This is a genomic window from Micromonospora sp. NPDC047557 (genome assembly GCF_043205095.1).
In the GTDB taxonomy this organism is placed as follows: Bacteria; Actinomycetota; Actinomycetes; order Mycobacteriales; family Micromonosporaceae; genus Micromonospora.
In genome coordinates, this window is the sequence record NZ_JBIDDK010000001.1 from 1,062,022 (window position 1) to 1,080,692 (window position 18,671).

Here is an 18,671-nt window from a genome sequence, read left to right on the forward strand (position 1 = left end):
GGTCCGCCGGGGCGGCGTCGAGGCGATAACATCCCGTTCCGGAGCCGACACGATACGGAGGCTGTCGATGTCCCGGTCGATCGCGCGTCCCGTCCTGGCAGGTCTGGCTGCTGCGCTGCTGACCGCTGCGACCGGTCCGGCCGTCGCCGCCAGCGCCGGGCTCCGGGTGACCCCGGCCTGCGCGACCCCACTGGCGCCCGTCCGGCCGGTCGAGGCCACACCCTGGCCCCAGCAGCGGTACGACCCCGCGCGGCTCGCGCCGCTGACCACCGGCGCCGGGGTGACGGTCGCGGTCGTCGACTCCGGAGTCGACCGGGCGCACCCCCAGTTGACTGGACGGGTGCTGGCCGGCACCGACCTGCTCGACCCGGGTGGGGACGGCAGCCGGGACTGCGCCGGGCACGGCACCGGCGTGGCGAGCATCATCGCGGCGGCGCCCCGGCCCGGTGTCGCCTTCCACGGCCTGGCCCCGGCCGCCCGGATCCTGCCGGTACGGGTGAGTGAGCAGCAGGTGGTGCAGGGCCGGGAGTCGGGGCGCACGGTCAGCGCCGACGAGTTCGCCCGCGCCATCCGCTGGGCCGTCGACCACGACGCCGACGTGGTGAACCTCTCCGTGGTGCTGTACGCCGACGACCCGGAGGTCCGATCCGCCGTGCGGTACGCCGTCGAGCGGGACGTGGTGCTGGTGGCCGCAGTGGGCAACCTGCACGACAGCGGCGACCCGCGCCCGTTCCCTGCCGCGTACGACGGGGTGCTCGGGGTGGGCGCGATCGGGGCGGACGGGGCACGGGCGACCTTCTCCCAGACCGGCTCGTACGTCGACCTGGTCGCCCCGGGCAGCGCGGTGCTGGTCGCCGCGCCGGCGCAGGGCCACCAGCAGGTCGAGGGCACCAGTTACGCGGTGCCGTTCGTGGCCGCCACGGCGGCGCTGCTGCGCGCGTACCGTCCCGAGTTGACCGCCGCCGAGGTGGTGGAGCGGATCGTCGCCACGGTCGATCCGGCGCCCGGCCCGGGACACGGCGGCGGGTACGGCGCCGGCGTGCTGAACCCCTACCGCGCGGTCACCGAGACCGGCGGCGGCCGTACGACCGCCCCTCGGCCGGTTGCCGCACTCGCCGTCGACCGGCCCGATCCGGCGGCGCTCGCCCGCCAGGCCCGCCGCGCGACCGCCCGGGACCGGGCCCTGGTGGCCGGCGCGGCGATCGGCCTGACGGCGGTCGCTGTGGTGTTGCTCGCCCTGGTGCTGCCCCGCGGCGCGCGCCGGCGCTGGCGACCGGCCGAGCCAGCCTGACCCGACCCAGCGGTCATCCGCGCCCAACCCGACCCGGTCCTGGTCGGCGCCCGACGCGGGCCGGTCCTGATCCGCCTCGGCGGGCGTCGACCCCGGTGCCCCGCGTGCATGATGTCGCCTCGATCGGCCAGCACGCGGGCGCCCCTCGTCGGAGGGTGGCCGGGGCGCCGACGCGGGCACGGTCAGCGCTCCCGGCCCACCGGCGTCACTGGAACAGCCCGGTGTTCTTCTTCTCCGTGTCCAGATAGTCGGCCGCGGAGTCGTCCACCGCCAGCTTGATCGCGCGCAGCATCGCCTGCAGGTCCTGCGAGGCGGACCGCCACCGCGCCTGGCGCTGCTCGTACGCCTGTCGGGCGTCACCCGCCCAGGCCGACACCAGCGGCGCGGCGTCGCGTTCGAGCTGGCCAAGCTGCGAGTCGAGCCTGTTCAGCGCCCGTTGAATGTCCGCGCCGGCCTGTTGCAGCGCGGCGAAGTTGACGACCAGCACACCGTGGTCCATCGGAACTCCCCTTCCGGCAGGTCAGAGCGGCAGCTGGATGCCGCCGCGGTTGGTGCCGGCCACCCGGCTGGCCGCCTCGTCGTCCGAGACGTCGTACTGTCGGCCGGCGGTGCGGATGGCCCCGGCGGTCTCCCGCAGGGCCCGGTGCAACGCGGCCTGATCCTCTGACCACTGCCGCTTGACCTGCTCGAACGACCGCCCACCGGCACCGCGCCAGGCCTGCTGCAACACCTCCAGCTCGGCCAGCAGGCCGGTCAGCATGGACTGCAACGACTGGTCCACCTGCTCGAACTTCGCGGCGGTCTGCCGCATCACCGCCGCTTCTGCCTGGGTCTGGGACACCCGAACATCACCTCGTCTCCTCGGTCGTGCCTGGCCGGCTCTGCGCCCACCGTGGGAGCGCACCGATCGCGTGGCCCGGTCGACGAGCATGGGTGGACGCGGGTCAGCGATGAACTTCGTGGCTGACGGTAGCGGCCCGGTAGCCGTTCTGCTACCCCACGCGCCTCCCCTGTGGACAACCACGGCAGCCATCGGTCGCTTACGATGTGCGGCAGCCACGTCGCGGCGCGTGACGGGCAGTCCCGGGACGGTCGGCCGCCCGGCACGTCCCAACTGGTCGAGGAGGCGCGGTGTCGCCGATCACCACCGGAGGCTCGCAGCCGGCGAGCAGGCCCGGTTGGGGCCCGGTCCCGGCCGCCAGCGCCCCGACAGCCGGGTCGGGCGCCCCCACCGCCGTCGGAACGACCGCATCTGTCGGCACCGCGCCGGGTGTCGACACCGGAGCAACCGCGACCGTGGCCGTCGACATCGCGCCGCCCGCCCTCGGCGTCCCCGGGTCGGGGGCAGCCAGGGATCGCGTATTCGATCGACGATCTGGCGGCCGGTGGGCCGCGTTCAGCCGACGCGGCGCGGGGATCGGCGCGGGTCAACTGGTCACCGGGCAGGTCGCCGTCGCGGTCATCCTCGTGGCGCTGGGCCGAGGCACGCCGGTCACCGTCGCCGCGCTGCTGATGGCGGCACTCCTCGTGGCGGTCGCCGGCGTCCGGGTCCGCGGCCGGTGGCTCTTCGAGTGGCTGGGCACCGCCGCCGGGCATGTGACCCGACGCCGTGTGCTGGGCCAGCAGCCCGGCCCGACCGGGTTGCTCGCCCTGGTCGCACCCGGTGCCGTGGTCCACTCGACGGAGCTGTCCGGCGGGCCGGCGGCGGTACTGGAGGACACCGGCGGCCTGGTGGCGCTTCTGGAGCTCGGCGATCCCGGCGACCTGCTGGGCGACGCGTCCCGAGCGATCCCCGCGCCGGCCGCGCTGCTGCCGACGCCCGGTCCGGACGTGCCGCCGCTGCGGATCCAACTGCTCCTCAGCGGGACGCCGGCGCCCGTTCCGACGGCGGGTGGCACCGTCGGCACGTCGTACCGGCAGCTCACCGACGGACGGCTCGCCGGGCGGGAGCGGGCGGTGCTGGCGATCCGGGTGCTGCGGGCGGACGGGTGGACGCAGGAGGCCCTGCGTCGGGCGCTCGCCGGCACGGTACGCCGGATCGTCCGCCGACTCGGGCCGCTGACCGCCCGGCCGCTCGGCGTACCGGCGGCACTGCGCGTGCTGGGCGAGCTGGCCCACCACGACGGCCAGCCGGTGCGGGAGTCGTGGCCGCTGCTCCGCTCGGGCGCTCTCGTCCAGGCCACGTTCCGGCTGGTCGACTGGCCGCAGACCGGCGCCCCGGCCGCGCGGCGGCTGGTGCCCCGGCTGCTCGCGCTGCCGGCGACCGCGACGACGGTGTCGCTCTGCGCGGGGCCACCGCCGGCCGGCGGCACCGGGGCGGCGACGACCGAGATGGCCGTACGCCTGGCCGCCGCGTCGACCGCCGAGCTGACCATGGCCGTCGACGCGCTGGGCCGACTGGTCAGCGGCGTGGGCGGGACGCTGCGCAGACTCGACGGCGCGCACCTGACCGGGCTGGCCGGCACGCTGCCGGTGGCGCTCACCAGCGCCGAGGGGCAGTCAGCGGTGGCGCTGGACGACTGGGAGCTGACCCTGGGCGAGGCGGGGATGATGGTCGGCACCAACCGGCACGGCGGTGCGGTCACCGTGCGGTTGTTCCGGCCGGAGAGCACCCGGGTGATGCTGGTGGGCGGGGTGCGCGCCGCGCAGTTGGTGGCGCTGCGGGCGATGGCCCTGGGCGCGCTGGTGGTGGTGCAGACGGCGCGACCCCGTGTCTGGGAGCCGTTCGTGCGAGGTGTGGGCGCTCCGGGCGGAACGATCCCGCTGATCCCGCCGGGCCGACCGGTCGCCGACTCGGTGGGCACCGCGCTCCAGCCGTTGCTGCTGGTGGTCGACGCCGGGCCGACGCCGGCCGAGACCGAGCCGGGTCCCGCGTGGCGGGCCACCCTCGTGGTGCGCGACGAGCTGACCCCGGCCGATGTGGAGGCGTTGAGCCGCGCCGACCTGGCGGTGCTGCAGCCGCTGCACGCGGCCGAGGCCGCGCTGGCCGGCGCGGCGCTGGGGCTGGGTGGGTCGGCCGACTGGCTCACGCGGATCCGGGACGACATGGTGGCGGTGGTGAACCGCCGAGCCCTGCGGTGGGCGCTGCTCTCCCCCACCCCGATCGAGGCCCAGCTGATCGGCCGGCCGGCGCGCGGCTGAGCCGGCGGGGGCGCCGACCCGAGCTGCGGCCGGGCCCGCCCTGGGACGCGTCGTCCTGGATGGTCAACTGGTGGGTTACGCCGGTGAGTGGTCCGTGGCACGATCCCGGCCATGGGTTTTCTGAAAGGGTTGCTGATTCGGCTGGCCACCACGGCGCTGGCCTTCTGGTTGGCCACACTGCTCATTCCGGGCATCGACCTGGAGTCGACCTCGGCAGTGGAGACGGTCACCACGCTGATCCTGGTGGCGGTGATCTTCGGCGTCGTCAACGCGGTGCTCCAGCCGGTCATCAAGACCGTCGGCTGCGGGTTCTACCTGCTCACCCTGGGTCTCATCGCGCTGGTGGTGAACGGACTGCTGTTCCTGCTCACCAGCTGGATCGCCGACCAGGCCGGGCTGCCGTTCTCGGTGGACGGCTTCTGGCCGGCCGCCGTGCTCGGCGCCCTGTTCGTGAGCATCGTGACCTGGATCCTCGGCGCCGTTCTCGACCGGGACTGACCGGCGACCGACCACCACCGACCCGCACCGCCCGGCTCCCGATGGGCCGGGCGGTGCGGCGACCAGATTTCGGGAATTGGCGGGTTTGCGAGCCGGTCGGGTTGGCTAGCCTCGCAGGCGTGTTCTCGCTAACCCGCGCCGACGGCCACCTGATCAGCACCGATCCCGCCCGGCTCGATCTGGACCGGATACACCACTGGCTGTCCACCGACGCGTACTGGGCGCTGGGGCGTGACCGGGAGACGGTCGTGCGGGCGTTCGCCGGGTCACTGCCCTTCGGCGTCTACCGACCCGGGGACGGCCGCCAGGTCGCGGTGGCCCGGGTGGTCACCGACGGCGCCACCTTCGCCTGGCTCTGCGACGTGTACGTCGACCGGGCCTCGCGGGGCCTCGGGCTGGGTGGTTGGCTGGCCGGCGCGGTCCGCGACCACCTGGCCGAGCTGGGCGTACGCCGGATCCTGCTGGCCACCAACGACGCGCACGAGGTGTACGCGCGGGTCGGCTTCACCCCGTTGGACGTACCGCAGCGGTGGATGAATCTCGACCAGCGACCGCCGGTGACTCCGATCACCGGAAAGGAACAAAGCGGAGGTTCACCCCTTACGGTGGAGGCGTGACGCCACTCCGCCTGGGATACCTCTACGGCATCGGTGCGTACCTGCTCTGGGGTTTCTTTCCGCTCTACTTCAAGCTGCTGCGGCCCACCGGCCCGCTGGAGATCCTGGCCCACCGGATCGTCTGGTCGGTGCTCTTCGTGGCCCTGCTGCTCGGCGCGCTGCGCAACATCGGCTTCCTGCGGGCGCTGCTACGCCGCCGCCGGACGGTCGCCGGGATCGTCGCCGCGTCCGCGCTGATCGCCATTAACTGGGGCATCTACATCTACGGAGTCAGCTCCAACCGGGTGGTGGAGACCGCGCTCGGCTACTTCATCAACCCCCTCGTGGTGGTGCTGCTCGGGGTGACGGTGCTGCGGGAACGACTCCGCCCGGCGCAGTGGGTGGCGCTGGGCATCGGCGCGTCGGCCGTCGCGGTGCTCGCCGTCGACTACGGCCGGCTGCCCTGGCTGGCCCTGAGCCTGGCGTTCAGCTTCGCCGGCTACGGCCTGATCAAGAAGCAGCTCGGGTTGCCCGCCGCCGAGGGGCTCTTCGTCGAGTCGGCGGTGCTGGCGCTACCCGCGCTGGGCTATCTCGCCTGGCTGAACCGGCATGGCGGGTTGACCTTCGGGCACGTCTCGGCCGGGCACACCGCGCTGCTGGTGCTGGCCGGCGCGGCCACCGCGATCCCGCTGCTGCTCTTCGCCGGGGCCGCCAACCGGCTGCCACTGACCGGCCTCGGCATGATCCAGTACCTGGCGCCGATCCTCCAGCTCGCCTGCGGCGTGCTGATCTTCCACGAGCCGATGCCGCCGGCCCGCCTCGCCGGCTTCGCACTGGTCTGGCTCGCCCTGGTGGTCTTCACCGCCGACGCCATTCGCCAGGCCCGTCAGTCCCGCCAGTCCCGCAGCACCCCTCGTCTCCCGAGCCCCGTCCCAACCCCCTGAACCACCCCGCCCTGCCCTGCCCCCGCGCCGGGCTGCGCGGGGTCAGGGGACCGCGTAGGTCAGCAGGGGGGTGCCGTCGGATCGTTGGAGTTCCACGCTGACCAGCTCGGCGTCGGTGAAGCGGGTGACGCCGGTGAAGCTGAGGTCGTCGCCGGGGGCCGCCAGCCACGAGCCGATCTGCTCGCTGCTGCCGTTCGGGCCGTGCGCCACCAGCCGGAACGGGTACGCCTTGCCGTAGCTCGTCCGCGCGTCGTACCCGCAGTGCATGATCACCTCGGTGCCCCACTTGCTGCCGGCCAACCCGATCTCGGCGTGCACCGGCCCGGCGGTGGCCACCGGCCGCATGGCGACCATCGACACCTGCGGGGCGGGGCGGGTGCCCTGTGCCCCCGGGGTGACCGGCGGGGCGACCGGTCGGGGCAGCACCGCGGCCGTGCCGACACCCACCACGAGGGCGAGCGCGGCGGCGGCCAGCGTGGTGAGGGCGTACCGCCGACGGGTCGCGGCGCGCTCGCGGCGCCGGCGGCTCCGGGCCTCCTCCAGCAGCGCGGGCACCCGGGGCGGGGACGGCGGCGGCAGGAACTGCTCCAGGCCCGCCGGGTCGAGGCGACCGAGCAGTCCGGGCAGGACGGCGATCTCGGCGACCGCGTCCCGGCAGGAGGCGCAGCCGGCGAGGTGCCGCTCGTAGGCCGCCCGCTCGGCGGGGGCCAGGGCACCCAGCACGTACGCGCCGTCGTCGTGCGCGAACTCGCACCGAGTCATCCCGTCACCCCCATCTCGGCCAGGACCAACCGTAGTGAGCGCAGGGCGTAGTGGGTGCGCGACTTCACCGTGCCCGGCGGCACGCCCAGCCGCGACGCCGCCTCGGCCACCGACCGCCCCTGGTAGAAGCATTCGACAAGCACTTCGCGGTGGGTGGGGCTGAGCCGGTTCAACGCCTCGGCGACGGTCCACGCCTCCACCGCACGCTCTGCCTCGTCGACCACCTCGGGCGGCTCGGGCAGCTCGTCGGTGAACACCTCACCGACCCGGGTGGACCGTCGCCGCCAGGCGTCGATGGCCAGGTTACGGGCGGTGGTGAACAGCCAGGCGCGTACCGAGCCGCGTCGCGGGTCGAGGGACTCGGGGTGCCGCCAGGCCCGCAGCAGCGTCTCCTGCACCAGGTCCTCGGCCCGCTGCCGATCGCCGTTGACCAGCCGCAGGGCGTGTGCGTACAGCGCCTCCGCGTGCTCGTCGTGCAGCGCCCGCAGCAGTTGGGCGTCATGGTCACTGATGGCGGTCTCCTCACTTCCGGGCGCGCGTCCGGCGGTGTGTCCGCTCGGGAATACGTGCGGTCACGCCGAACGGTTCAGCCCGAGGTCAGACCGCTGGTCCCCACGCAGGTGTTCACGCCTGGTTCACATTGCGGCCGACGACCGCTCACCACGTCCTCCTAGCGTCCGGCTGGTACGCCGCCTGTCGTGCCACCGACTTTCCTGGAGGCCACTCCCATGAGCGACCGTCCCCGGCTGCTCCCCCTGTTGACCGGTAACCGTCATGGCACCCGTGACGCCATGACCTGTCTGTACCGCTGCGGCAACGCCTGTGACCACCCCGTCCCGAACACGTCGGACAACGCGTACTTCGGCGACGTGGTGAACGCGGAGGTCTCCCGGCGCGGCGTCGTCCGGGCCGGCGCGGTCGGCGCCCTGGTCCTCGGCTTCGGTGGCGCGGCGGCCGGCGCGCTGGCCGGCGCGGCCCCCGCCGCAGCCGCCCCCGCCACCCCGGACGTGCCGGAGGGCTTCGGTTTCGGCCGTCCCGCCACGGGCGTCGGCAGCGGCGCGCTGACCTTCAAGCCGATCCCGCCGAACAAGCTGGACACCCTGGTCGTGCCGAACGGCTACGACCATGCCGTGGTGATCAAGTGGGGCGACCCGGTGCTGCCGGGCGCGCCGGAGTTCGATCTGCACCACCAGACCGCCGCCGCCCAGTCGAAGCAGTTCGGCTACAACAACGACTTCGTCGGGGTGCTGCCGCTGGACAAGCAGGGCAGGCGGGCGCTGCTCGTGGTCAACCACGAGTACACCAACGAGGACCTGATGTTCCCCGGCTTCCCCGGCCTGGACGGGCTCTCCGTGGAGCAACTGCGCACGGCAATGGCCGCGCACGGTATGTCGGTGGTGGAGTTGGAGCGGGTCGCCGGCACCGGGCAGTGGAAGCCCGTGGACAACGGCCGCCGGCCGTACAACCGGCGGGTCACCGCGCTCAGCACGAAGTTCGACCTGACCGGCCCGGCCGCCGGCTCGGCCTGGCTGAAGACCGCCGCCGACCCCAAGGGCCGTACGGTCGTCGGCACGCTGAACAACTGCTCCGGTGGCGTGACGCCGTGGGGGACGGTGCTCTCCGGCGAGGAGAACTTCAACCAGTACTTCGTCGGCGCGGATGCCGCTCCGGCCGACCTCAAGCCGAAGCTGGACCGCTACGGCATCACCACCGCGTCCCGCTACCCCAGCGGCAGCCGTAAGTGGGAGCGCGCCGACGAGCGCTTCGACCTGGCCAAGCACCCCAACGAGGCGCACCGGTTCGGCTGGGTCGTCGAGATCGACCCGTTCGACCCGGAGAGCCGCCCGCGCAAGCACACCGCGATGGGCCGCTTCAAGCACGAGGGCGCGAACGTCATCGTCGCCAAGGACGGGCACGTGGTCGCGTACATGGGCGACGACGAGCGGTTCGACTACCTCTACAAGTTCGTCTCGGAGAAGAAGTTCCTCAAGGGCAACTCCTGGGCGGCTCGCAAGCACAACCTCACGCTGCTGGAGTCCGGCACGCTCTACGTCGCGCAGCTCGACCAGACCAGCGCGGGCGAGATCGACGGTTCGGGCAAACTCCCCGCCGACGGGGCGTTCAACGGCCGGGGTCGCTGGATCAAGCTGGTCAGCGGCAACCGCTCGTTCGTCGACGGGATGACCGCCGCGGACGTGCTGACCTTCACCCGGCTCGCCGGCGACAAGGTCGGCGCGACCAAGATGGACCGCCCCGAGGACGTCGAGCCGAGCCTGCTCACCGGCAAGGTCTACGTGGCGCTGACCAACAACACCGACCGCGGCAAGGCCGGCAAGGCGGCGGCCGACGAGGCCAACCCGCGCAACGCCAACAAGCACGGGCAGATCCTGGAGCTGGTCGAGGACCGCAACGACAACACCTCGGAGACCTTCGCCTGGTCGCTGCCGATCGTCTGTGGCGACCCGACCGACCCGTCGACCTTCTTCGCCGGGTACGACAAGACCAAGGTCTCCCCGATCTCCTGCCCGGACAACGTCGCGTTCGACGCCACCGGCAACCTGTGGATCTCCACCGACGGCAACGCGTTGGGCAGCAACGACGGCCTCTTCGCCACCGCCGTCGAGGGTCCGGAGAAGGGTCACCTCAAGCAGTTCCTCACCGTGCCGCTCGGCGCCGAGACCTGCGGCCCGTTCATCACCGGCGACAACCGCTCGGTCTTCGTCGCCGTGCAGCACCCGGGTGAGATCACCGGCGCGTCGGTGGAGAACCCGGCCTCGAACTGGCCGGACGGCGACTACGCCAAGCCGGGCGTGGTGGTCACCTGGCGCCTCGACGGCGGCCCGGTGGGCAGCTGACGGTGCTCCCGCGGCCGGCAGGCCGCTGACGTTGCTCCGGCGGTTCGGCGCTGGACCGCCCCGAGAGGCCCTCTCCCAGCCCGGGAGAGGGCCTCTCGGCATCCGGCGCGTCAGTGGTCGGCGGCGATGCCGTCGGCGACCGTGCGGGCGACGGTGAGCAGCTTGGCCCGGACGACCCGAGCGGAGGTCATCATCTCGCTCGCCGGCAGGGCGCAGGCCAGCACGACCCGACGTTCCATGTCCTTGTCCGGCGTGACGAGCACCGCCGCGCAGGCCACGCCCTGGCGGAACTGCCCCAGCTCCAGCTGCATCCCGCGCCGGTCGCCGGCGGCCAGGTCGGCCTCGAACGCCTCCGTGGTGGTCAGCGTCGCGGTGGTGAACGAGCGCATGCCGTACTCGCGCAGGTAGCGGAAACGCTGCTCGGTGGTGAGGGTGGCGAGTAGGGACTTGCCGAGGGCGGTCGCGTGCGCCCCCTCGTCGAAGCCGGGGACCAGGTCTTCCAGGTAGGGCGAGCGGTGCCCCTCGGCCACCGCCGTGATGGCGACCTGACCGCCGACGAAGCGGCCCAGGTAGTGGCTGTAGCCGGTGTCCACGGCGGCCCGGCGCAACGTCTCACCGACCACCGGCGGGCCCCGGAACGCGGTCACCAGCTCGCGGTAACGATCGGCCACCTCCAGCCCCACGATGTACGTGCCGTCCTCCCGACGGATCACGTAGCCCTCGTAGGCGAGCGTGCGGACCAGGTGGTAGGTGGTGGCCACGGTCAGCTCGCACCGTCGGGCGATCTGCTTGACGGTCAGGCCCTTCGGAGCGCGACCGACCGACTCGAGCACCCGCAGTGCTCGGGACACGCTGCGGATCAGGTCCGAGGGTTCTGCCAAGGGGTCGCGCACAACCACCTCCGCCGCCGGGGACTTACACCATATGAAAAACAGGCCGGGTGCGAAATGCCTGTTCGGGTCGAGGATGCCAGATCACCATCCACTCCTCGTAGGCCACTGGTCACCAGGAGTGGTCCGAGTCTGACTCGCGTAGGTTTGCCGGACGATGACCAACACCGCCCTCACCCCCGCTGAAGACCGCGCCCGGACCCGCCCGATCCGGGCCAGTGCCGGCGCCGTCGCCACCACCGTGGCCTGCGTACTGCCCGTCTTCCTCCTCGGCGGCCTCGCCGTGCAGATGGGAGCGGACCTCGGGTTCTCCCCGGCCGGGCTGGGCCTGGCCGTGTCCGTCTACTTCGGCGTGAGCGCGCTGGCCTCGGTGCCGTCCGGCCGGCTCGTCGAGCGGTACGGGCCGGCCGTGGTGGCCCGCTGCGGCATCGTGCTGGCCTCCGGGTCGATGCTGGCCGTGGCGGCGGTCGCCCGCTCGTACGAGGTGCTGCTCGCTCTGCTGGCGCTCAGCGCCGCCGCCAACGCCCTCGGCCAACTGGCCAGCAACGCGGCACTGGCCCAGCACGTGCCCCCGAACCGGCAGGGGCTGTCGTTCGGTGTCAAGCAGGCGGCCATTCCGGTCTCCACCCTGCTGGCCGGCGCGGCGGTGCCCACCATCGCGCTCACCGCCGGGTGGCGCTGGGCGTTCGTGGTCGCGGCCGTCGCGGCGCTGACGACGCTGCCGGCCGTACCCCGACAGCTGCCCGGCCGGGACCGACGGGCCGACGCGACGCGCGCCGGCCGGGCCACGACGGCGCTGGTGGTGATCGGCGCGGCGGCGACGTTGGCGGCGGGCGCGGCCAACGCGCTGGGTACCTTCCTGGTGGACTCGGCCGCCGCCCGGGGTCTCTCGCCGGGCCTCGCCGGCCTCACCCTGACCCTGGGCAGCGCGGTCTGCGTGGCCGCCCGGGTGGGCGCCGGCGGACTGGCCGACCGCCGGGCCAGCGGTCACGTCGCGCTCATCGCCGCGATGCTGGTGGTCGGGGCGACCGGACTCGGTCTGCTCGCGGTGGCCGGCCCGGTGCCGTTGGTGGCCGGCGTGGTGCTCGGCTTCGGCCTGGGCTGGGCATGGCCCGGCCTCATGAACTTCGCGGTGGTCCGGCTGCACCCGCAGGCCCCGGCCGCCGCCACCTCGATCACGCAGACCGGGGTGTACGCGGGCGGCTGCCTCGGCCCGTTGAGCCTCGGCCCGCTCGCCGCCCACTTCGGCTACCCGGCCATGTGGGCCACGGCGGCGGTGGCGATGCTGCTCGCCGCCGCCCTCATGCTGATGGGCAGCCGCCTCCTGACCGCCGCACGCCCCGGCGCCGACCCCGACCCCGCGTGATCATGAAGTTGTTGCCCGATCAGACGGCGTGTCGGGGCAATAACTTCATGATCAACCGAGTGACCGGGGGTGGGGGTTAGCTGGTGCGGTCGGCGATGTAGTCGCAGAGCGATTCCAGCGCCTGGCGTGACGCGCTCGCGGGGAGCGGGGTCAGGCGCGCGCGGGCGTCCTCGGCGTAGCTGCGTACGGTCTCCCGCGCGCGCTTGAGCGCCGGGCTCTCCCGGAGCAGCCCCAGGGCCTCGGCGTGCAGCGCGTCGTCGGTCAACGGGCCGGTCGCCAGGATCTCCCGTAGCCGCACCGACGCGGCGTCGGAGTCGTCGGCCGCACGGGCGTAGAGCACCGGCAGCGTCGGGACACCCTCGCGCAGGTCCGTGCCGGGCGTCTTGCCCGACTGCACCGACTCGGACGCGATGTCCAGCAGGTCGTCGGTGAGCTGGAACGCGACGCCGATGGTCTCGCCGTAGCCGGCGAGGGCCTCGACCTGCTCGGCGGGGGCGCCGCCGAACATGCCGCCGAACCGGATCGACGTGGCGATCAGCGACCCGGTCTTCTCGGCGATCACGCTCAGGTAGTGCGCGACCGGGTCCTCCCCGGCGCGCGGACCCACCGTCTCCGCGATCTGACCGTGCACCAGGCGGGCGAAGGTTCGCGCCTGCAACCGGACGGCCTCGGGGCCCAGATCGGCCGCGATGTCCGCGGCGCGGGCGAAGAGGTAGTCGCCGACCAGGATGGCGACCGAGTTGGTCCAGCGCGAGTTGGCGCTGGGTGCGCCCCGCCGCACGGCGGCCTCGTCCATGACGTCGTCGTGGTAGAGGGTGGCCAGGTGGGTCAGCTCCATCACCACGGCCGCCGGGACCACCTGTGCGCCCGACGGGTCGCCGAACTGAGCGCCGAGCGCCACCAGCAGCGGCCGGAACCGCTTTCCGCCGGCCTCCAGGAGGTGCCGGGCCGCCTCCGTGACGAACGGGTCGGCGCTGGCCACACTGGCGCGCAGCTCGACCTCGACCGCGTCCAGCAGCCCCAGCACGGACGCCTCGACGCGGGGATCGGCAAGATGAAGGCCGAGCGCGCCGAACTGACTCGTGCTCGCCCGACCCCGACGACCGCCGGAACCGGTGGCACCTGAACGCTCGCCAGCCGGAATCACCACACCATCAACCATGCCACACCCGTTCGACCTGCTCCGGGTCGGGGATACGCAGTAGAGGCCGGCACGCGTTCGCGCGCCGGCCTCCGCTGTCCGCGGTACGTCTCACCGCACGAATTCTGCGGCTCCGGTAGCCAGGTCGAGCAGTGGACCAGGGGCGACACCCAGCGCCAGGGTGGCCAGCACGCCGACCATCAGCGCCGCGGACGTGAGGCCGCCCGGCACGGTGACCGTCGGCGTGGACTCGCCCGGCTCGGACAGCCACATCATCACCACGACCCGCAGGTACGGGAACGCCAGCACCATGCTGGTCAGCACACCCGCGATGACGAGCCAGGCCTGACCGCCGTCCAGCGCCGGCCCGAAGACCGCGAACTTGCTGGTGAAGCCGCTGGTCAGCGGGATACCGGCGAACGCCAGCAGGATGAACGTGAACAACCCTGCGTAGAACGGCGAGCGCCGGCCCAGCCCGGCCCAGCGGGACAGGTGGGTGGCCTCCCCGTCGGCGTCGCGCACCAGGGTCACCACCGCGAACGCGGCCAGCACCGAGAAGCCGTACGCGACCAGGTAGAACATCGTGCCGGAGAGCCCGTCGCGGCTCGGCGCCAGCACACCGACCAGCAGGTAGCCGGCGTTGGCGATCGAGGAGTACGCGAGCAGCCGCTTGATGTCCGTCTGGGTGACCGCGAGCACCGCGCCGACCAGCATGGTCAGCACCGCCACCGCACCGAGCACCGGCGTGAAGTCCCAGCCCCCGCCCTCGAACGCGACGTGGAAGACGCGCAGCAGCGCGCCGAACGCCGCGACCTTGGTGCAGGCGGCCATGAAGCCGGTGACCGGGGTCGGCGCACCCTGGTAGACGTCCGGCGTCCACACGTGGAACGGGGCCGCGGCGGCCTTGAAGAGCAGACCGATGGCGAGCAACGCCATGCCGGCGAAGAGCAGCACCGGGCTGGCCGGCGACTCGGTCACCGCCGCGTTGACGGTGGCGAAGTCGACCCCGGCCGACCGGCCGGGAACACCTGCGGTGAAGCCGTAGATCAGGGCCACCCCGAACAGGAAGAACGCCGAGGCGTACGCGCCGAGCAGGAAGTACTTCATCGCCGCCTCCTGGCTCAGCAGACGCCGGCGGCGGGCCAGCGCGCAGAGCAGGTAGAGCGGCAGGGAGAAGACCTCCAGCGCGATGAACATGGTCAGCAGGTCGTTCGCCGCCACGAAGATCAGCATGCCGCCGATCGCGAACGTGACGAGGGGGTACACCTCGGTGAGCCCGTTGCGCCCCTCGGCCTGCTTGCGGTCGTCGGCCGACTCGGCGGTCACCGCAGCCTGGGCGACGAACGCGCCGCCCCGCTCGACGGAACGGTCACCGATCAGCAGCAGCGCCATCGCGGCCAGCACCAGGATGGCGCCCTGGAGGAAGAGCGTCGGCCCGTCCACCGCGATGGACTGACCGGCCGTGACGAGCCGGTCGTCGGCGTTGAGGACCACCATGGTCAGCGCGGCGAGGACGGCCAGCAGCGCCAACGTCAGCTGCACCACGTGCCGCGAGCGGCGCGGCACGAACGCCTCGACCAGCACACCGAGCAACGCGGTGCCCAGCATGATCATGATCGGGGCGAGTGCCGCGTAGTCCAGCGACGGCAATTTCAACTCGGTCACTTTGCCGCCTCCTGGACGGTGCCGCCCACGGACGGGGCCGGGTCGGTTCTGCCGATGTCGTCCATGGTCGCCTGGACGGCCGGGTTGATCACATCGGTGACCGGCTTGGGATAGAAGCCGAGCAGGACGATCAGCGCGACCAGCGGAGCGACCACGACCTTCTCGCGCAGGTTGAGGTCCCGGCGCATCCCGTCGACCTCGGTCAGCGCCGGATTGAGCGTGCCCTGCGTGGTGCGCTGCACCATCCACAGCACGTACGCCGCCGCCAGGATGATGCCGACCGTGGCGATGACCGCCACCGGCTTGTTCACCGTGAACGTGCCGATCAGCACCAGGAACTCGGAGATGAACGGCGCGGTGCCGGGCAGCGCGAGCGAGGCGAGACCGGCGAAGAACAGCACACCGGCGAGCACCGGGACCAGCTTGCCGGCGCCGCCGAAGTCACTGATCAACGACGAGCCACGCCGGGAGATCAGCATGCCGACCACGAGGAACAGCAGGCCGGTGGCCAGACCGTGGTTGAGCATGTAGAGCACCGCGCCCGTACCGGCCTGCGTGGTGAAGGCGAAGATGCCCACCCCGATGAACCCGAAGTGCGCGATCGACGTGTACGACACGAGCCGCTTGAGGTCGTTCTGGCCGACCGCCAGCAGCGCCGCGTAGATGATGCCGATGACGCCCAGCGCCAGCGCCCACGGCGCGAACCACTTCGACGCCTCCGGGAACAGCGGCAGGCAGTAGCGCAGGATCCCGAACGTGCCGACCTTGTCCAGCACACCGACCAGCAGCGCGGCGGCGCCCGCCGGGGCGGCGCCACCGGCGTCCGGCAGCCAGGTGTGGAACGGGAAGAACGGGGCCTTGATGGCGAACGCCAGGAAGAAGCCGAGGAACAGCCACCGCTCGGTGCCGGTGCTGATGTCCACCTGCGACAGCGCCTGCCAGTCGAAGGTCTTTCCGCCGACCACCCAGAGGCCGATCACCGCGGCCAGCATGAACAGACCGCCGACCAGCGAGTAGAGGAAGAACTTCACCGCCGCGTACTGCCGCTGGTGGCCGCCGTAGCTGCCGATCAGGAAGTACATCGGCACCAGCATGACCTCGAAGAACACGTAGAACAGGAAGACGTCGGCGGCGGCGAAGACGCCGATCATCGTGCTCTCGAGGATGAGCAGCAGCGCGAAGTAGACCGGGATGGACCGCTTGGAGGACTCCGCGTCGTGCCAGGAGGCCAGGATCACCAGCGGCACCAGCACCGCGATCAGCATGAGCATCACCAGCGCGATGCCGTCGGCGGCGAAGGTGAAGCTGACGCCCCAGTTCGGGATCCAGGAGTACGACTCCCGGAACTGGAACCGGTCACCGCCCGCGTTGAAGCTGACCCACATCACCACCGAGAGCACCAGCACCAGCAGCGACCAGACGAACGCCACCTGCTTGGCCAGCTCCGGCCGGTGGCGCGGCAGGAAGGCCACCACCAGGGCGCCCACCAGCGGCGCCACGGTGAGCACCGAGAGGAACGGGAAGTTGGACATTATGCGGCCTTACCTCCGTCGTGGATGCGTGGTCCGCCGGCGGGGGCGGGCGTATTCAGGTCGATCACGCCAACCACCCCGCCTGCACCGCCAGGAACGCCGCCATCACCAGCAGCGCACCGGCCAGGATCGAGGTGGCGTACGAGCGGACGAAACCGGTCTGCAGCCGCCGGAGCCGGCCCGAACCGCCGCCGACGCCGGCGGCGAGCCCGTTGACCAGCCCGTCGATGCCCCGGTTGTCGAGGAAGACCAGCGCCCGGGTGAGGAAGATGCCCGGCTTCTCGAAGACCGCCTCGTTGACCGCGTCGGTGTAGAGGTTGCGCCGGGCGGCGGTGACCAGCACCCCGGCCGGCTGCGGCGCGGTGGCCGTACCGGCCCGGAACAGGAACCAGGCCAGCCCGGCGCCGAGCACCGTCACCAGCAGCGAGAGCGCGGTGATCACGCCGTGCGCGAGAACCGCCTCGTGCTCCGGGTGCTCGCCGCCCAGCCCGGCGGTCGCCGTCAGCCAGTCCGGAACGGACGTGGAGAGCAGGAAACCGGCGCCGACCGAGCCGACCGCCAGCAGGATCAGCGGGATGGTCATCAGCCTCGGCGACTCGTGCGGGTGCTCGATGTCCTCGGTCCACCGCTTCGGGCCGTGGAAGGTGAGCACGAACAGCCGGGTCATGTAGAACGCGGTCAGCCCGGCGCCGAGCAGCGCCGCACCGCCGAAGAGCCAGGCGGTCCAGTCCTCCCGCTCGAAGGCGGCCACGATGATCGGCTCCTTCGAGAAGAAGCCCGAGAACGGGAACATGCCGATGATGGCCAGCCAGCCCATCATGAACGTCAACCAGGTGACCTTCATGTACGTCGACAGCCCACCGAAGCGGCGGATGTCCACCTGGTCCTTCATGCCGTGCATGACCGAGCCGGCGCCCAGGAACATGTTGGCCTTGAAGAAGCCGTGCGCCAGCAGGTGCACGATGGCCAGCGCGTACGCGCCACCGCCCAGGCCGACGCCGAGGAACATGTAGCCGATCTGGCTGACCGTCGACCAGGCCAGCACCCGCTTGATGTCGTCCTTCGCCGCGCCGATGACGCAGCCCATCAGCAGGGTGAGCGCGCCGACGCTGACCACCACGAGCTGGAGCGTCGAGTTGGCGGAGAAGATCGGGTTGGACCGGGCGATCAGGTAGACACCGGCGGTGACCATGGTGGCGGCGTGGATGAGCGCCGACACCGGGGTGGGGCCCTCCATCGCGTCTGGCAGCCACGCCTGCAGCGGGAACTGGCCGGACTTGCCGGCCGCACCGAGCAGCAGCAGCAGGCCGAGCACCAGCACCGTGGTGCCGGTCAGCGCGCCGACACCGTTGAACACCTCGTCGTACTGGGTGGTGCCCAGGGTCGCGAACATGATGAAGATGCCGATGGCGAGGCCGGTGTCGCCGACCCGGTTCATCAGGAACGCCTTCTTGCCGGCCGTGGCGGCGCTCGGCCGTCCGTACCAGAAGGAGATCAGCAGGTACGACGCCAGACCGACGCCCTCCCAGCCGAAGTACAGCATCACGTAGTTGTTGCCGAGCACCAGCAGCAGCATGGCCGCGACGAACAGGTTGAAGTACGCGAAGAACCGGCGGCGACCCGCGTCGTGCGCCATGTACTCGACGGCGTACAGGTGGATCAGGAACCCGACGCCGGTGATCAGCAGGACGAAGACCGCGGCCAGCGGGTCGAACAGCAGGCCGAAGTCGACTCGCAGGTCACCGACCGCGATGAAGTCCCAGAGGCTCAGCTCGGCCGACTTGTTCTCCAGGCCGCGCAGCTGGAAGAAGGACGCCAGCCCGAGCACGAACGCGGCGCCGATGGCCGCGACGCCCAACCAGTGCCCCCAGCGGTCGGCCCGCCGGCCGAGCAGCAGCAGGATGGCCGCGCTGACCAGCGGGATCGCCACCAGCAGCCAGACGCTGCCGAGCAAGCCCGTGGCCTCTGCGTACTGCACAGTCTCTTCCAC

16 protein-coding genes are annotated in these 18,671 nt (G+C 72.3%); 7 read left to right on the top strand and 9 right to left on the bottom strand.

Annotated elements, in window-relative coordinates:
• Nucleotides 1-67: 67 nt before the first annotated feature.
• Nucleotides 68-1,291, top strand: coding sequence for a type VII secretion-associated serine protease mycosin (gene mycP, locus ACGGAQ_RS04910; protein ID WP_393044680.1), 1,224 nt, complete (start codon nucleotides 68-70; stop codon nucleotides 1,289-1,291).
• A 205-nt stretch (nucleotides 1,292-1,496) separates the two neighbouring features.
• Here mycP and ACGGAQ_RS04915 read toward each other — a convergent pair whose 3' ends face one another.
• On the bottom strand, nucleotides 1,497-1,790 hold the full coding sequence (locus ACGGAQ_RS04915; RefSeq protein WP_393044682.1) for a WXG100 family type VII secretion target: 294 nt from the start codon (nucleotides 1,788-1,790) through the stop codon (nucleotides 1,497-1,499).
• Between the two features lie 21 nt (nucleotides 1,791-1,811).
• On the bottom strand, nucleotides 1,812-2,132 hold the full coding sequence (locus ACGGAQ_RS04920; RefSeq protein ID WP_354860428.1) for a WXG100 family type VII secretion target: 321 nt from the start codon (nucleotides 2,130-2,132) through the stop codon (nucleotides 1,812-1,814).
• A 290-nt stretch (nucleotides 2,133-2,422) separates the two neighbouring features.
• Between ACGGAQ_RS04920 and eccE the strand changes: the two genes are divergently transcribed.
• The 4 genes from eccE to rarD all read left to right on the top strand — a co-directional run bounded on the left by eccE (nucleotide 2,423) and on the right by rarD (nucleotide 6,470).
• Nucleotides 2,423-4,432 carry a type VII secretion protein EccE gene (gene eccE, locus ACGGAQ_RS04925; RefSeq protein WP_393044684.1) on the top strand — a complete coding sequence of 670 codons (2,010 nt, stop codon included), beginning with the start codon at nucleotides 2,423-2,425 and terminating at the stop codon, nucleotides 4,430-4,432.
• 111 nt (nucleotides 4,433-4,543) lie between these two features.
• On the top strand, nucleotides 4,544-4,930 hold the full coding sequence (locus ACGGAQ_RS04930) for a phage holin family protein (protein ID WP_234584566.1): 387 nt from the start codon (nucleotides 4,544-4,546) through the stop codon (nucleotides 4,928-4,930).
• Between the two features lie 119 nt (nucleotides 4,931-5,049).
• The gene (locus ACGGAQ_RS04935) at nucleotides 5,050-5,547 is read left to right on the top strand and encodes a GNAT family N-acetyltransferase (protein ID WP_393044687.1); all 498 of its coding nucleotides are present in this window, start codon (nucleotides 5,050-5,052) and stop codon (nucleotides 5,545-5,547) included.
• Nucleotides 5,544-6,470 (top strand): EamA family transporter RarD, encoded by a 927-nt coding sequence (gene rarD / locus ACGGAQ_RS04940; protein WP_393044689.1) that lies wholly within the window; start codon nucleotides 5,544-5,546, stop codon nucleotides 6,468-6,470. The genes ACGGAQ_RS04935 and rarD overlap by 4 nt, the downstream gene beginning before the upstream one ends.
• A 42-nt stretch (nucleotides 6,471-6,512) precedes the next feature.
• On the opposite strand, the gene ACGGAQ_RS04945 is transcribed toward rarD, so the two are convergent.
• On the bottom strand, nucleotides 6,513-7,232 hold the full coding sequence (locus ACGGAQ_RS04945) for an anti-sigma factor family protein (protein WP_393044691.1): 720 nt from the start codon (nucleotides 7,230-7,232) through the stop codon (nucleotides 6,513-6,515).
• Complete coding sequence (locus ACGGAQ_RS04950; RefSeq protein ID WP_234584867.1) at nucleotides 7,229-7,723, bottom strand: sigma-70 family RNA polymerase sigma factor; 495 nt, start codon at nucleotides 7,721-7,723, stop codon at nucleotides 7,229-7,231. The genes ACGGAQ_RS04945 and ACGGAQ_RS04950 overlap by 4 nt, the downstream gene beginning before the upstream one ends.
• Nucleotides 7,724-7,960: 237 nt before the next feature.
• Here ACGGAQ_RS04950 and ACGGAQ_RS04955 point away from each other — a divergent pair, with 237 nt between their 5' ends.
• A complete protein-coding gene (locus tag ACGGAQ_RS04955) occupies nucleotides 7,961-10,087 on the top strand; it encodes a PhoX family protein (protein WP_393044693.1) in 2,127 nt (708 codons plus the stop codon).
• 110 nt (nucleotides 10,088-10,197) lie between these two features.
• On the opposite strand, the gene ACGGAQ_RS04960 is transcribed toward ACGGAQ_RS04955, so the two are convergent.
• Nucleotides 10,198-10,980, bottom strand: a complete 783-nt coding sequence (locus ACGGAQ_RS04960) for an IclR family transcriptional regulator C-terminal domain-containing protein (protein WP_354860437.1) — start codon at nucleotides 10,978-10,980, stop codon at nucleotides 10,198-10,200.
• A gap of 154 nt (nucleotides 10,981-11,134) precedes the next feature.
• Here ACGGAQ_RS04960 and ACGGAQ_RS04965 point away from each other — a divergent pair, with 154 nt between their 5' ends.
• The gene (locus ACGGAQ_RS04965; protein ID WP_393044695.1) at nucleotides 11,135-12,343 is read left to right on the top strand and encodes an MFS transporter; all 1,209 of its coding nucleotides are present in this window, start codon (nucleotides 11,135-11,137) and stop codon (nucleotides 12,341-12,343) included.
• A gap of 76 nt (nucleotides 12,344-12,419) precedes the next feature.
• Here the strand turns inward: ACGGAQ_RS04965 and ACGGAQ_RS04970 are convergent, their stop codons facing one another.
• The 4 genes from ACGGAQ_RS04970 to nuoL form a co-directional block, all read right to left on the bottom strand.
• Entirely contained in the window at nucleotides 12,420-13,505 is a 1,086-nt protein-coding gene (locus tag ACGGAQ_RS04970; protein WP_393044696.1) for a polyprenyl synthetase family protein, read from the bottom strand.
• Between the two features lie 90 nt (nucleotides 13,506-13,595).
• Entirely contained in the window at nucleotides 13,596-15,149 is a 1,554-nt protein-coding gene (gene nuoN, locus ACGGAQ_RS04975; protein WP_393044698.1) for an NADH-quinone oxidoreductase subunit NuoN, read from the bottom strand.
• Entirely contained in the window at nucleotides 15,146-16,681 is a 1,536-nt protein-coding gene (locus ACGGAQ_RS04980) for an NADH-quinone oxidoreductase subunit M (RefSeq protein ID WP_355134268.1), read from the bottom strand. Before ACGGAQ_RS04980 ends, nuoN begins: the two co-directional genes overlap by 4 nt.
• A 64-nt stretch (nucleotides 16,682-16,745) precedes the next feature.
• Entirely contained in the window at nucleotides 16,746-18,671 is a 1,926-nt protein-coding gene (gene nuoL, locus ACGGAQ_RS04985; RefSeq protein WP_393044700.1) for an NADH-quinone oxidoreductase subunit L, read from the bottom strand.